Source organism: Pseudomonas emilianonis (assembly GCF_023072625.1).
GTDB lineage: Bacteria > Pseudomonadota > Gammaproteobacteria > Pseudomonadales > Pseudomonadaceae > Aquipseudomonas > Aquipseudomonas paraveronii.
In genome coordinates this window covers 1-13,875 of the sequence record NZ_JAKNRV010000123.1, presented here as the reverse complement: position 1 = coordinate 13,875, position 13,875 = coordinate 1, and the positions used below count along the sequence as shown (strand labels likewise).

The window sequence follows — 13,875 nt, the reverse complement described above, 5'->3', positions numbered from 1 at the left end:
CATTTTGAAACCAAGGATACCGGCAGCCTGGGCCATTGCTTCGATGATCAACACGCCTGGAAACCCGCCTGGGCATACGGCTGCTGGCGCGCTCCACCCGCAGCATGCGCCTGACCGAGGAAGGCCGGCGCTACCTGGACAGTGTGCGCGTGGCGCTGGAAGCCTTGTCTGAGGGTGAGCAGGCGATCAAGCAACAAGGCCAAAGCCTGAGTGGTTGGCTGCAATTGGCCGCGCCTTCGGATTTCGGGCGCAACGTGCTGTTGGGCTGGCTGGATGAGTTCAAGCTGGAACACCCGAACATCCGCGTTCAGTTGTTGCTTAACGACAGTAACGCTGACCTGTTCCGCGAAACCGTCGACATCGCCCTGCGCTTCGGCGTACCCCGCGACTCCAGCCTGGTAGCGTTGCCGGTGGTGCCAGGCCACCGGCGCATCGCCTGCGCCAGCCCCGCCTATCTGGCGCGCCATGGCGCACCGAGCACGCCGGCACAACTGGCGCAACACAACACGCTGCGCTACATGCGCCAGGGACGGGCCAACAACACCTGGTACTTCCGCCAAGGCGCAGAGCTGCAGGAGGTCGACGTGACGGGCGACTATTTGAGCGACGACGGGGAAATCGTGCGGCGCTGGGCATTGGCCGGGCATGGCATTGCCTATAAAGCCAACCTCGATATCGCCAGCGACATCCAGGCCGGAAGCCTGGTGCCGCTGCTGACCGACTGGCAGGGCGAACCCACGCCCTTCAACCTGATGTGCCCCCATCGCCTGCAAGTGTCGGAACGGGTGAAAGTGCTGCATCGCTTCCTCCAGGCACGTTGCCAGAGGCTGCTGAGCACATGAAGAAACACGCCCGAGGGCTTGTTCCAGAGCCTGCGAGTCTGGTATTGCATGGCACACGTTTTCCTGCCTTGAGGAGCTTTCCATGATTTACCGCACATTGGGCCAGTCCGGTTTGAAGGTCAGTGCCTTGACCTTGGGCACCATGATGTTTGGCGAACAGACCAACGCCGAAGACTCGCTGCGCATCATCGACAAGGCCTGGGACCAGGGCATCAACTTCATCGACACCGCCGACGTTTATACGGGCGGCCGTTCGGAAGAGCTGGTCGGTGAAGCCATCGCCCGTCATCGCCAGGACTGGGTAGTGGCGTCCAAGGCCGGCTTTGGCCCGCCGGACGGTTTGCCCAACCGCAGCGGTTTGAGCCGCAAGCGTATTTTCAACGCACTGGAAGCCAGCCTTACCCGTCTCGACACGGATTACCTGGATATCTACTACCTGCACCGCGAAGACCACAACACCCCACTGGAGGTCACCGTGTCGGCGATCGGCGACCTGATTCGCCAGGGCAAGATCCGTTACTGGGGCCTGTCCAACTACCGTGGCTGGCGCATTGCCGAAGTGATTCGCGTGGCCGAGCGCCTGGGCGTGGACAAACCGGTGATCAGCCAACCGCTGTACAACATCGTCAATCGCCAGGCCGAGGTCGAGCAAATCACTGCCGCAGCCGCCTATGGCTTGGGCGTGGTGCCTTACAGCCCGCTGGCCCGTGGCGTGCTCAGCGGTAAATACGCACCCGATGTGACACCCGAGGCCGGCAGCCGTGCCGCACGCCAGGACAAGCGCATTCTGGAAACCGAATGGCGGGTGGAGTCGCTGCGCATTGCCCAGCAGATCCAGCAATATGCCCAAGGGCGTGGCGTGGGGATTGTCGAGTTCGCAATCGCCTGGGTACTGAACAACGCGGCCGTCAGCTCTGCGATTGTCGGGCCACGTACCGAGGCGCAGTGGGATGCCTATACCGGCGCGCTGGACGTGAAGCTCACGGCTGAGGATGAGGCATTTATTGACTCGCTGGTGACGCCGGGACACTCGTCCACCCCCGGCTTCAATGATGTCGGCCATTTTGTGTCGGGCCGCATGGCGCGCACGTAACCCCCTGGAAAATCGCGGTTCACTGCCCTCCTGACGAGGGCAGTGAGAAAAACCTGCATGAAACGCCCCAAAACAGAGCCACCCTCTGACGCCAAAAGCACTATATTCCCCTGCTGAAATCCCCCCTCTTTTGTATCCAACGGTTTTCGCGAGGACAGCGTGTCTAAAGGTGTTGTGTTATCGGTCTTGGCCTCGGTGCTGTTTGCCGTGATGTATTACTTCACGTCGCTGCTGACACCCTTGAGTGGCCTGGAGATTTTCGGCTGGCGCATGTTACTCACCATGCCGTGTATGACAGTGTTCATGCTCGTCAGCGGGGAATGGCGGCGGGTATGGGACTTGCTGCGGATGCTGGCGGCCAGGCCGCGAGTGATTGGCGGCATAGTGGTGTCGTCGGCACTGCTCGGCGTGCAATTGTGGCTGTTCATGTGGGCGCCGCTGAACGGCCGCAGCCTGGATGTGTCGCTGGGCTATTTCCTGCTGCCACTGACCATGGTGCTGACCGGGCGCCTGGTTTACGGCGAGCGCTTGTCGCGCCTGCAACAGATCGCCGTCTTGTTTGCTGCCCTTGGGGTACTTAACGAGCTGTATCAGGCCGGCGGTTTTTCCTGGGCCACGCTGGTAGTGATCATCGGCTACCCGGTGTATTTCGTGGTGCGTAAATACCTGACCACCGACCATTTGGGCGGGCTGTGGCTGGACATGGCGCTGATGCTGCCGGTGGCGTGGTGGTTTGTGCAGAGCGGCGAACAGGGTTTTGCGGTGATGGAGGCCCATCCGAAGTTGTACGCATTGATTCCGATGCTGGGCGTCATCAGTGCCTCGGCGCTGGTGAGCTATATAATTGCCAGCCGTTTATTGGCATTCAGCCTGTTCGGGCTACTCAGTTATGTGGAGCCGGTCTTGTTGCTGGGGGTGGCGTTTCTGTTGGGGGAAGGTATCAAGGCGGGCGAATGGCTGACGTATATCCCGATCTGGCTGGCGGTGATGGTGCTGGTGTATGAGGGCTTCAAGCACTTGGTGCGTCAGCGCAGGGCATGAGTGAACGAGCGGATGTCGGTGGTGGGGGCATCCATTCCCTCCGGGGCTGTGTCGCGACTTAACCGATTCGCACCTGAGCCGTTGGTTGCTCAGGCGTGCCGAAATGCTTTTCCAGAAAGTCGGCCACGGTATTCAGTTGCTTCCTCCTTTTGCCGTAAATCGGGATGCTGCTCTGCGCCTCATTGCCTACATTTTCCAAGGCGGCACCCATCACTTCTTTCTTAACGCCAAACAGATTGCCAAGCCGATTGTTTTGGTTCAGCTCAAGCAATGTCCCCGTGACCGGGTTCTTCGCGATTGTCTCGATAGCGTAAGCCACGTCTTCAGGAACGCCCAACGCTTCCAGCGCCGTCCCCAGGCCATGGCCAGGGTTTCTGAGCTGTTTGAGGAACTCGTCGTAGAGCCCTCTCCGATTATTGGCGCCCACATTGTCCAGGAGAACATTGCGCAGATTCGCGTTGTATTTCTTACGTGTCATCCTTACGAGCGGCTCGTTATTGTTCAGCCCGTTACGCACCAAGTACTGCCCGTCCGCGCTACCGCCATGCAGGTTGCCGTAAGCATCATAATTGTAAAGCACCTTATTTCCATCCGCGCGCGTCCCGACGTAGGTGACCTTGCCGTCCGGCGACAGGTTGTAGAGCTGCGTATTGGTTAAGCCATTGACCGGCACCGGCGGGGTGCTGGCGTCTTTGTTCAGGCGCGTAAAGATGTCCCCCTTCTCATACGCATAACTGCCGATCACCGCACGGGAATCGCCAGCGGCAAATTTTTCCAGCACCTGCTTGACCCGCTCCACTTGCTTTGGCGCCGCACCACGGGCGAAGTGTGCAGCAAACTTGTCCCGCGCCTTTGGATCGCTGAGCGACGCCTTGTGCCAGGCCGTCATTTCCTCAGGGGTATTGAATGCGTGAAACGACTGGCCTTCTTTCTCCGGCAAATACATCAGAAAGTTCGGACCTTCGGCGGTAGCCGGCGTGCGCTTGACCATTACGATGTCGTTGGATTGCGCGCCATCGACGGCGAAGGTAGACACCTGCACCCCAGGCGCTCCCGGCTTGTCGGGCCTGACGGCGGCATAAGCCAACGCGCGTCCCCCGGCACTCAGAGAACCGTTCTGGAACTCTGACTGCACGCGGTCCATGTAGGTTTGAAACGCCAGGTCGACTGGGTCCGAGTCGCTGACCGAGCGGATGCTGCGAGTGAAAGCGACGGGCTGACTGTGCGCGTAAGGCGTAGGCGTCTGCGGGTTTGCACAGGACGTATTGATCATAGGGAGTATCTCGGCGGCATGAATACTGAAGTACGGCATCCCTGCATCAAGGTACAGGCTGTTTCCTGCGGCCCTGTCATCTTTGTGGGTGCTGATCGAGATACGGTTCCGCACAAAAAAAGCCCGGCAGAGGCGACCTCTACCGGGCTTGTGGTGACGATAACGTGATCAGTCGGCGGTCAATACACCGCGACGTACCTGGTCACGCTCAATGGACTCAAACAGTGCCTTGAAGTTGCCCTCGCCAAAGCCATCATCGCCCTTGCGCTGGATGAACTCGAAGAACACCGGGCCCATCAGGGTTTCCGAGAAGATCTGCAACAGCAGGCGTTTGTCGCCTTCAATGGACGAGCCGTCGAGCAGGATGCCGCGCGCTTGCAACTGGTCCACCGGCTCGCCATGGTTCGGCAGGCGGCCTTCGAGCATTTCATAGTAGGTATCCGGCGGCGCAGTCATGAAGCGCATGCCGATCTTCTTCAACGCGTCCCAGGTCTTGACCAGGTCGTCGGTGAGGAACGCCACGTGCTGGATGCCTTCACCGTTGAACTGCATCAGGAACTCTTCGATCTGCCCGGCGCCCTTGGACGACTCTTCGTTGAGCGGGATGCGGATCATGCCGTCCGGGGCGCTCATGGCCTTGGAGGTCAGGCCGGTGTACTCGCCCTTGATATCGAAATAACGCGCTTCACGGAAGTTGAACAGCTTCTCGTAGAAGTTGGCCCAGTAGGCCATGCGCCCGCGATACACGTTGTGCGTCAGGTGATCGATGACCTTGAGGCCGGCACCGACCGGGTTGCGCTCCACGCCTTCGAGGTAGACGAAATCAATGTCGTAGAGCGAGCTGCCTTCGCCGAAGCGGTCGATCAGGTACAGCGGCGCACCGCCGATGCCTTTGATCGCCGGCAGGTTCAGCTCCATCGGCCCGGTTTCGATATGGATCGGCTGGGCGCCCAGTTCCAGGGCGCGGTTGTAGGCCTTTTGCGAATCCTTCACGCGAAACGCCATACCGCACACCGATGGGCCGTGCTCGGCCGCAAAGTAGGAGGCGATGCTGTTGGGCTCGTTGTTGAGAATCAGGTTGATCTCACCCTGGCGATACAAGTCAACGTTCTTGGAGCGGTGGGTCGCGACTTTGCTGAAGCCCATGATCTCGAAGATCGGCTCCAGGGTGCCGGGTGTGGGCGATGCGAACTCGATGAATTCAAAGCCCATCAGGCCCATTGGGTTTTCGTATTGGTCAGCCATGTTCGGCGCCTCTTCATTCTTGTGATGAACGGATGTCAATTGCCAGCAAGGATGAAGCAGGAGGGAGGCGCACACGAGAGACCTCGCACGCTACGGGCGAGGAAGTCACCAAAGATCAGGGGGGAGCCGAGTAGCTTCATGGTTACATCAGTCTCTGACGGCTGAGGCTTGCGTGAGCGCAAGTCCATATTCTTGTATGCGTAAATCGATTCTACACAGCGTAACAGTATTTGTCCGCCCTCTTATCAAATCCCCATTGGCCTGGACGGAGCAAGGGGTTTGTTGCACAGGTAGATGCCGAGCAGGATCACCGCGCCGCCCAACAACATGGGTGGGGTCAGTTGCTCATCCAGCAACACCGCGCCGCAAATGACCGCGGTCAGCGGATTCAGGGCGATAAACACACCGGCTCGGGTCGCGCCGATTCGGCGAATACCGTCATACCAGCCGATATAGGCCACCGCCGAGCCCACCACCCCGAGATACAACAGGCCGAGCAGTTGCGGCAGATGGACGGCGGCCAGCGCATTCAGAGTGATCCTGCCACTGATGAGGGTGGTGACCATCAGCATCCCCGTGCCCAGCAGAATCGACCAGGTGACCGTTTGCAAGGGGCCCAGGCGTTGGTTGAGTTCACGGGAACACAACGAGTACACGGCCCACCCCACCACGCAGCCGAAGATCAGCAAATCGCCGCGCCAGGCGTAGTCTGCCCCCTGCAACAGTTGGGGGTTGCGACTGACAATCACCGTGCCCGCGCCGGCCAGGCACAAGGCAATCCCCAGCCACCTGGCTGCACCCAGGCGCTCCTTGAACAGCAACCATGAAGCCACGCCGATCACCGCTGGGTTCAAGGCGACAATCAAGGAGGCTCGCGATGCATTGATGTAATGCAGACCGTAAAAGAAACACAGGTTGTAGAAAAAGATGCCGAAAAAACCCAGCACGGCCAGACGCACGAACTGCCTGGCGTCTGGGCGACTCAGGCGCACGCGTGCGCAGGCCATAAAGACCAATAGCGCAACACTCGCCAATAGAAAACGCAGTGTCGCTGCCAGCAGCGGTTCTAGGTCGGCGGCCAGATAGCGGCCGGCCACGAAAGTCCCACCCCAGATCATGGTCACAGCGGCGAGCTTCAGGTAGGTCGAGTGGTCCGGAGAAGATGTCATCGGTGGGTTGCTCTGTGGCTTGCAGGATTGGCGTATCCTCCAGCTAATGATCAATCATCGTAAAATGAGTAAATACTCATGACGCTCACGCAATTGGAAATATTCTCCCGGGTCGCAGAACTGCAGGGGTTCACCAGCGCGGCCCATCGCCTGGGGATCAGCCAGTCCGCTGTGTCCCACGCCATCAAAGCCCTGGAGCAAGAGCTGGGCGTCGAGCTATTTCGACGTCATCAGTCCCAAGTTGAACTCAGCGACATCGGCCGGCAACTGCTGATGCGTGCCCGCACACTGCTCGGCGTGGCCGACACCTTGCAGCAGGAAGCCTGCGACGCGCGCGGGATGAAACGCGGCACCCTGCGCATCGGCTCTTTCGGCCCCACCTCATCCAATCGCCTGCTGCCGCGCATTCTAAAGCGCTACCGGATGCAGTATCCGGGCATTGAAGTGCATGTCGACGAAGGCCCGGATCGCCAGGTGATCCAATGGCTGGATGAGCGGCGTATCGATGTAGGGTTTGTAGTGTTGGAGCACGAACGATTCGATACGTTTGCGCTGTTCAAAGACCAAATGGTCGCCCTCTTGCCCGCCGCCCACCCCTTGGCCGAACGCTCATGCGTGGCGTTGAAGGCGCTGTGCGCTGACCCGTTCATCCTCACTGAAGCCGGTTCGCTGGAGCTGGTCTCGCGACTGTTCGACACGGCTCGGCTGAGCCCGAATGTGCGTTATCGCTGCTCGCAACTGCTCAGCACCCTGGAGGCGGTAAGCCGTGGTGACGGCGTCAGCGTGGTGGCGCAGGCGTCGTTGCCCGAAACGCCGGATGCGCGCTACACCGTGCGTCCGCTGTCCCCGCCGGTCAGCCGCGAAATTGGCCTGGCGGTGCTGGATCAACGCCAGTCGACGCCTGCGACCCTGGCCTTCATTCATGTAGCGCAGAGCGTAGATTTCTCACCGGCGGCGAGCTTAATCGGGCCCGGCCATCTATCATCCAGTTAATCGTGTGCCGCCCGGCACGCCCCATCCCACGACAGACCGTCCGCCCCATGCCCCTGACCATCAACGCCCCGCGAAAGCGCGCCACGCGCTATCTGATCACCGCGCTCAGCGCACTGCTACCGATCGGGGCGGGCGTGGTCATCCTGCATTGGCAGGCTGAACACACCCTGCAACAAAGTACCGCGCAGACGGCCCAGGAAGCCGTGCGCCAGTTCGACCTGATGCTCGACAACACTGCCCTCGCCGCCCAGGCGTTACTGCCGCTGGCCGGTCAGCCCTGTGACAACACGGTAAAACTGGCACTGCGTGAACAGGTCACGCGCCGGCCGTTTGTAAGGGCGACCACCTTGTCCTGGCAGAAAAACATCTATTGCAGCTCCCTGTTCGGCGGTGGTTACGAATCACCGGTCAACCCGGAAGATTATGTCAATGGGCGCTTATGGTTGATGAATGGCAATCCGGTCACACCGGATACCGCGCTGTTGGTATACCGCCTGGTCGACGGCGATAAAGGCGCATTTGCATCGATTGACGGCTATCACCTGAGCAACGCCCTGCGCCTGATCAGCCACAACGCAGAGCTCGTCCTACAGGTCGGGCCTCACTGGATGGGCGCTGACGGCAAGGTGCGCGACAGTGCGCTGCCGGTGTTTGCCGTGGCCCACCACCACCTGGCGTCCACGCGTTATGGCTACAGCGTCGACGCGGGCATGCCGGCCGGGGAAGTCTGGCGCTATATGCAGGATCGTTACCCGGCGCTGTTCATCCTGGTGGGATTCTTTGGCGCACTGGCGGGTGCGTCGGCTCATTGGTTGCAAAAACGCTCGTCAGCCCCGACCCACGAACTGCACCGGGCCTTGGGCGCCAATGAGTTCATCGCCTATTTCCAGCCGGTGGTACGCGGCGATACGCGCGAGTGGGCTGGCTGCGAAGTGCTGATGCGCTGGAGCCACCCCAAGGAAGGCCTGGTGCGGCCGGACCTGTTTATTCCACTGGCTGAGGACTGTGGCCTGATCGTGCCCATGACTCGCGCGCTGCTGCGCCAGACGGCGGCGCAATTGGCGCCGCATGCCGAGCGTTTCGCCCGCGGTTTCCATATCGGCGTGAACATCACCGCCCGTCATTGTCAGGACCTGGCCTTGGTGGAGGACTGCCGGGAGTTTCTCGCTGCCTTCACGCCTGGCCAGGTGATCCTGGTGCTGGAGTTGACCGAACGCGAACTGATCAAGCCTACCGACATCACCCGCCGCCTGTTCGATGCGCTGCACGAACTGGGGGTGATGATTGCAATCGATGACTTCGGCACCGGTCACTCCAGCCTGACCTACTTGCGTAACTTCAATGTCGACTACTTGAAGATCGACCAGAGCTTTGTCGCCATGATCGGTGTAGATGCACTCTCGCGGCATATTCTGGACAGCATCATAGAGCTCTCCGGCAAGCTCGACTTGGGCATCGTTGCCGAAGGCGTGGAAACAATCGAGCAATGTGAATACCTGGCAGCACAAGGCGTGGATTTCCTGCAGGGTTACCTGTTCGGGCGCCCGCTACCCTGCGATGAGTTCATTAAATCTCTGACCAGCCATTGAATAGCCATCTACCGCGCCGATGAAAGAGTGTTAATTAGCTAAAGACATGATTTACTCGTGGCGGATTAACTACTACAATTTTTCATACCTGTGCAGAACTCGCAGGAAGGCCTCTTTCTCGAGTCGCCTTACCGCTCTTGGCTTATAGCGTTATCTGCAGTTGATATCAGCCAAATACACTATTGGAGTAAATATTTTGTCCAGACTCGCCGAATTTCGCGCAGCAGAAAAAGCCCTTCAAGAGCAGCTTGCCCAGCTGGAATCCCTGAAGAACGACGCTGGCCTGAAGAAAGAAATCGAATTCGAAGAAAAACTGCAAGCGTTGATGAAGAGCTACGGCAAGGGCCTGCGCGACATCATTTCCATCCTTGATCCTAACCCAGGCAAGGCCGCAGCGAGCGCGACCGCACCAAAACAGCGCCGCGCGCGCGTGGTCAAGGTTTACCACAACCCGCACACCGGCGAACTGATCGAGACTAAAGGCGGCAACCACCGCGGCCTGAAAGCCTGGAAAGAACAGTATGGCGCCGCCACTGTAGATTCCTGGCTTCGCAGCTGATCGAAAATGCACTTACAAAGAGCCCCGCAATAGCGGGGCTTTTTTGTTTAACGGTTCGAATGCGAACTTAAATAACATTTCACTTTGTTCAAAAATGTTGGGGACAGCGCCTTTCAAAGTTTCAGGCTGTCGCGCACCGAACGGACTTCATCCTTGCTCGCTTCGTATGCTTGCGCCTGGCCCGCGTATGAAAAAACAAAGGCTTTATCGGTATCAACAGCGCCAACCAATGTTTGCGAGAGTACGTGCCGGCCGTTTTCGGTAATCACGCAAGTAGTTTCCAGCGCTTCAAGACGACTCAATGTTGTAGGGTGCATCTTGCTGCACACACTTTGATAGCCGCCCTGGGCAAAATCTTTCTGGATGGACTTGCGCATTTCCAGTAACACGCCCTCAAGATTGACGGCATGCCCGGCCTCGATCGGCGTGCCCGTCAACTCCATGACCATCACTGTCGCGCCATTTTCATCATTCTTGATTGCCCGCTGCCGAGACACGTTTTGAGTGCTGGCTGGCGTCTCTTTGTCAGTGACCACTTCTTCGATTTGCCAGCCACTGGGCCAGTGGATTTCCGGTTCGGCCGCCAGCACCAAGGGGCTACTCAACAGCAAACACAACGCGCTCAACAGCGGTGTACGACATTCGATCATTGCAAAAACACCCCAGGTTCAAGCGCCAAAGTTTGCGGCCCAGCCCCCGCGAGTCGCAAGGCCTGCGTGACCTTTTTCATTTGGCGCAGTGGGCGGGCCTTGCGTATCATGGCCAAGCTGCACGAATGCTTGCCGCAAGCCAAGGGAACGCACCTCTCATCTCACGCCGCGTTTGCCCCATTTTTTCTGGAGGGTCCATGAGCCTGCACGATCTGAACACTTTCCCGGGCGTCACCGCCCAACCTGACACCGCCACGTCGAACTTCGTGTTCAATCACACCATGCTGCGGGTCAAGGACATCACCAAGTCCCTGGATTTCTACACCCGTGTCCTGGGATTCTCGCTGGTAGAAAAGCGCGACTTCCCGGAAGCCGAATTCAGCCTGTACTTCCTGGCGCTGGTGGACAAGGCCCAGATTCCGGCGGACGCCGCCGAGCGCACCCAGTGGATGAAGTCGATCCCAGGCATCCTGGAACTGACCCACAACCACGGCACCGAAAGCGATGCCGACTTCGCCTATCACAATGGCAATACCGACCCACGTGGCTTTGGCCATATCTGCATTTCGGTGCCGGATATCGTGGCTGCGTGCGAGCGTTTCGAGGCCCTGGGTTGCGACTTCCAGAAGCGCCTGAACGATGGCCGCATGAAAAGCCTGGCGTTCATCAAGGACCCGGACGCTTACTGGGTTGAGATCATTCAGCCAGCGCCGCTGTAAACATCCCACGCAATAAAAAACCCCATGCTTACACATGGGGTTTTTCATTTCCGGGCTGGATTTTATGCCGGCGCCGAGCTACGGATCAGGTGATCAAAAGCGCTCAGGGAAGCCTTGGCGCCCTCGCCCACCGCAATCACGATCTGCTTGTACGGCACAGTGGTCACGTCACCGGCAGCGAAGACGCCTGGCAGTGAGGTTTCGCCACGTGCGTCGACAATGATCTCGCCACGGGGCGACAGTTCGACCGTGCCTTTGAGCCAGTCGGTGTTCGGCAACAAACCGATCTGCACAAAGATGCCTTCCAGGTCGATGGTCGTGAACTCGCCGCTGTCACGATTCTTGTACACCAGGCCGGTGACTTTCTGGCCATCGCCTTTAACTTCACTGGTCAGCGCGCTGGTGATCACGTTGACGTTCGGCAGGCTGAACAGCTTGCGCTGCAACACAGCGTCGGCGCGCAGCTTGCTGTCGAACTCAAGCAAGGTGACGTGGCTGACGATACCGGCCAGGTCGATGGCGGCTTCAACGCCGGAGTTGCCGCCGCCGATCACTGCCACGCGCTTGCCCTTGAACAGCGGGCCGTCGCAATGCGGGCAGAAGCACACGCCCTTGGCTTTGTATTCCTGCTCACCCGGCACACCCATTTCACGCCAGCGGGCGCCGGTGGCCAGGATTACAGTTTTCGACTTAAGCGTCGCACCGCTTTCAAAGCGGATTTCGTGCAAGTCACCGGCATTCTTCGCTGGCACCAGGCTGCTGGCACGCTGCAGGTTCATGATGTCCACGTCGTACTGACGCACATGGGCTTCAAGCGCGCTGGCCAGTTTCGGCCCTTCGGTTTCCTGCACCGAGATAAAGTTCTCGATGGACATGGTGTCCAGCACCTGGCCGCCAAAACGCTCCGCCGCGACACCGGTACGGATACCTTTGCGCGCAGCATAAATAGCCGCCGCCGAACCGGCCGGGCCACCGCCGACCACCAGCACATCGAATGCAGCTTTGGCACTGATTTTCTCGGCGGCTTTTTCGATGCCGCTGGTGTCGAGCTTGGCGAGGATTTCTTCCAGGCCCATGCGGCCCTGGCCGAAGTTCACACCATTGAGGTAGACACTTGGTACAGCCATGACCTGACGCTCATCGACTTCGGCCTGGAACAGCGCGCCATCGATGGCCACGTGGCGGATGTTCGGGTTCAGCACGGCCATCAGGTTCAGCGCCTGGACCACGTCCGGGCAGTTCTGGCAGGACAGCGAGAAGTAAGTCTCGAAGCTGAACTCGCCTTTGAGGGCACGAATCTGTTCAATCACTTCGACACTGGCCTTCGACGGGTGGCCACCGACTTGCAGCAGGGCCAACACCAGCGAAGTGAATTCATGGCCCATGGGGATGCCGGCAAAACGCAGGCTGATATCGGCACCCGGGCGGTTGATGGAGAACGAGGGCTTGCGCGCATCGTCACCATCGGTTTTCAGGGTAATCAGCGTGGTGAGGCTGGTTACGTCCTGCAAAAGAGCCAGCATTTCCTGGGACTTCGCGCCGTCATCGAGGGAGGCGACGATCTCGATCGGCTGGGTGACCCGTTCCAGGTATGACTTCAACTGAGCTTTAAGATTGGCGTCCAACATACGGGCGATTCCTTTTGATTCGGTAAAAAAAACGCCCGAGCGAATCTCGCCCGGGCGTTTTTGAGGGCGGTTGCAGCTTACTTAGGTGCGGAATCCCGCCCTTGATGTGTCACAGACTTAGATCTTGCCGACCAAGTCCAGAGACGGAGCCAGGGTGGCCTCGCCTTCTTTCCACTTGGCTGGGCACACTTCGCCTGGGTGGGCAGCGACGTATTGAGCGGCTTTGATTTTGCGCAGCAGCTCGGAAGCGTCACGGCCAACACCACCGTCGTTCAGTTCAACGATCTTGATCTGACCTTCCGGGTTGATCACGAAAGTACCGCGATCTGCCAGGCCGGCTTCTTCGATCAGCACGTCGAAGTTGCGGGAGATGGTCAGGGTTGGGTCGCCGATCATGGTGTACTGGATCTTGCCGATGGCTGGCGAGGTGTTGTGCCAGGCAGCGTGGGCAAAGTGGGTGTCGGTGGAAACGCTGTAGATTTCGACGCCCAGCTTTTGGAATTCGGCGTAGTTGTCAGCCAGGTCTTCCAGCTCGGTTGGGCAAACGAAGGTGAAGTCGGCCGGGTAGAAGAACACTACGGACCATTTGCCTTTCAGGTCAGCGTCAGACACGTCTACGAAGTTGCCGTTTTTGTAGGCGGTCGCTTTGAACGGTTTTACTTGGCTGTTGATGATAGGCATCGTTGACTCTCCGTCAGGGGTTAGTAAGTTGATGAGATGAATCCTACCCACTCTTGCGGCCGATGGCTCATTGGCAAACCTGATGCTCGCGATTGGCTTTCTCTATCAACTGACAGTATTAATAGAAGAAATCTCAAATCAGCGGCTGGGTGGCCAGGGTCATGCCAAGAAAGGGCGTCGCTTCAACATAGCGCATGGCGGATTTCATGTCGCTCCAGCCGACGTAACTCATCAACGACTTCAAATCCCAACCGCTGCGATGGGCCCAAGTGGCAAAGCCCCGGCGCAGGGAGTGGCTGGTGTATTGCTCGGCCGGGATGCCCGCACGCTCCAGGGCCTGGCGCAACAGCGGGATCACGCTGTTGGGGTGCAACCCCGCCTCGCCCACGTTGC

At 59.0% G+C, this 13,875-nt stretch carries 13 protein-coding genes and 1 pseudogene; 7 read left to right on the top strand and 7 right to left on the bottom strand.

All coding sequences use genetic code 11. The features are described 5' to 3' along the window. Positions 1–53 precede the first annotated feature (53 nt). From L9Z73_RS14480 to rarD, 3 genes and pseudogenes are all read left to right on the top strand, one after another. Positions 54–842, top strand: a pseudogene (locus L9Z73_RS14480) (LysR substrate-binding domain-containing protein); the annotation flags it as partial. An 82-nt stretch (positions 843–924) separates the two neighbouring features. After that, on the top strand, positions 925–1,935 hold the full coding sequence (locus L9Z73_RS14475; protein WP_247402036.1) for an aldo/keto reductase: 1,011 nt from the start codon (positions 925–927) through the stop codon (positions 1,933–1,935). Positions 1,936–2,094: 159 nt separating this feature from the next. Next, the gene (rarD, locus tag L9Z73_RS14470; protein WP_247402034.1) at positions 2,095–2,976 is read left to right on the top strand and encodes an EamA family transporter RarD; all 882 of its coding nucleotides are present in this window, start codon (positions 2,095–2,097) and stop codon (positions 2,974–2,976) included. Positions 2,977–3,034: 58 nt separating this feature from the next. Here rarD and L9Z73_RS14465 read toward each other — a convergent pair whose 3' ends face one another. From L9Z73_RS14465 to L9Z73_RS14455, 3 genes are all read right to left on the bottom strand, one after another. Further along, complete coding sequence (locus tag L9Z73_RS14465) at positions 3,035–4,363, bottom strand: dermonecrotic toxin domain-containing protein (RefSeq protein ID WP_247402032.1); 1,329 nt, start codon at positions 4,361–4,363, stop codon at positions 3,035–3,037. 54 nt (positions 4,364–4,417) lie between these two features. Next, positions 4,418–5,494: a 4-hydroxyphenylpyruvate dioxygenase gene (gene hppD, locus L9Z73_RS14460; protein WP_247402030.1), complete on the bottom strand. Its 1,077-nt coding sequence runs from the start codon at positions 5,492–5,494 to the stop codon at positions 4,418–4,420. Positions 5,495–5,739: 245 nt separating this feature from the next. Further along, positions 5,740–6,663 (bottom strand): DMT family transporter, encoded by a 924-nt coding sequence (locus tag L9Z73_RS14455; protein WP_247402028.1) that lies wholly within the window; start codon positions 6,661–6,663, stop codon positions 5,740–5,742. A 78-nt stretch (positions 6,664–6,741) separates the two neighbouring features. Here L9Z73_RS14455 and L9Z73_RS14450 point away from each other — a divergent pair, with 78 nt between their 5' ends. The 3 genes from L9Z73_RS14450 to L9Z73_RS14440 all read left to right on the top strand — a co-directional run bounded on the left by L9Z73_RS14450 (position 6,742) and on the right by L9Z73_RS14440 (position 9,804). Continuing rightward, entirely contained in the window at positions 6,742–7,656 is a 915-nt protein-coding gene (locus L9Z73_RS14450) for a LysR family transcriptional regulator (protein WP_247402027.1), read from the top strand. A 47-nt stretch (positions 7,657–7,703) separates the two neighbouring features. Beyond that, positions 7,704–9,245 (top strand): EAL domain-containing protein, encoded by a 1,542-nt coding sequence (locus tag L9Z73_RS14445; RefSeq protein WP_247402025.1) that lies wholly within the window; start codon positions 7,704–7,706, stop codon positions 9,243–9,245. Between the two features lie 196 nt (positions 9,246–9,441). Next, a complete protein-coding gene (locus L9Z73_RS14440) occupies positions 9,442–9,804 on the top strand; it encodes a histone-like nucleoid-structuring protein, MvaT/MvaU family (RefSeq protein WP_247402038.1) in 363 nt (120 codons plus the stop codon). Positions 9,805–9,917: 113 nt separating this feature from the next. Here L9Z73_RS14440 and L9Z73_RS14435 read toward each other — a convergent pair whose 3' ends face one another. Continuing rightward, positions 9,918–10,454, bottom strand: coding sequence for a DUF4946 domain-containing protein (locus tag L9Z73_RS14435; protein ID WP_247402023.1), 537 nt, complete (start codon positions 10,452–10,454; stop codon positions 9,918–9,920). Positions 10,455–10,651: 197 nt separating this feature from the next. Here L9Z73_RS14435 and gloA point away from each other — a divergent pair, with 197 nt between their 5' ends. After that, positions 10,652–11,173, top strand: a complete 522-nt coding sequence (gene gloA / locus L9Z73_RS14430) for a lactoylglutathione lyase (RefSeq protein WP_247402020.1) — start codon at positions 10,652–10,654, stop codon at positions 11,171–11,173. A 62-nt stretch (positions 11,174–11,235) separates the two neighbouring features. Here gloA and ahpF read toward each other — a convergent pair whose 3' ends face one another. From ahpF to L9Z73_RS14415, 3 genes are all read right to left on the bottom strand, one after another. Further along, positions 11,236–12,801: an alkyl hydroperoxide reductase subunit F gene (gene ahpF, locus L9Z73_RS14425; protein ID WP_247402018.1), complete on the bottom strand. Its 1,566-nt coding sequence runs from the start codon at positions 12,799–12,801 to the stop codon at positions 11,236–11,238. Positions 12,802–12,918: 117 nt separating this feature from the next. Continuing rightward, a complete protein-coding gene (gene ahpC / locus L9Z73_RS14420) occupies positions 12,919–13,482 on the bottom strand; it encodes an alkyl hydroperoxide reductase subunit C (RefSeq protein WP_010210361.1) in 564 nt (187 codons plus the stop codon). Positions 13,483–13,615: 133 nt separating this feature from the next. Beyond that, the coding region (locus tag L9Z73_RS14415) for a tyrosine-type recombinase/integrase (protein ID WP_247402016.1) at positions 13,616–13,875 on the bottom strand (260 nt) is incomplete at its 5' end.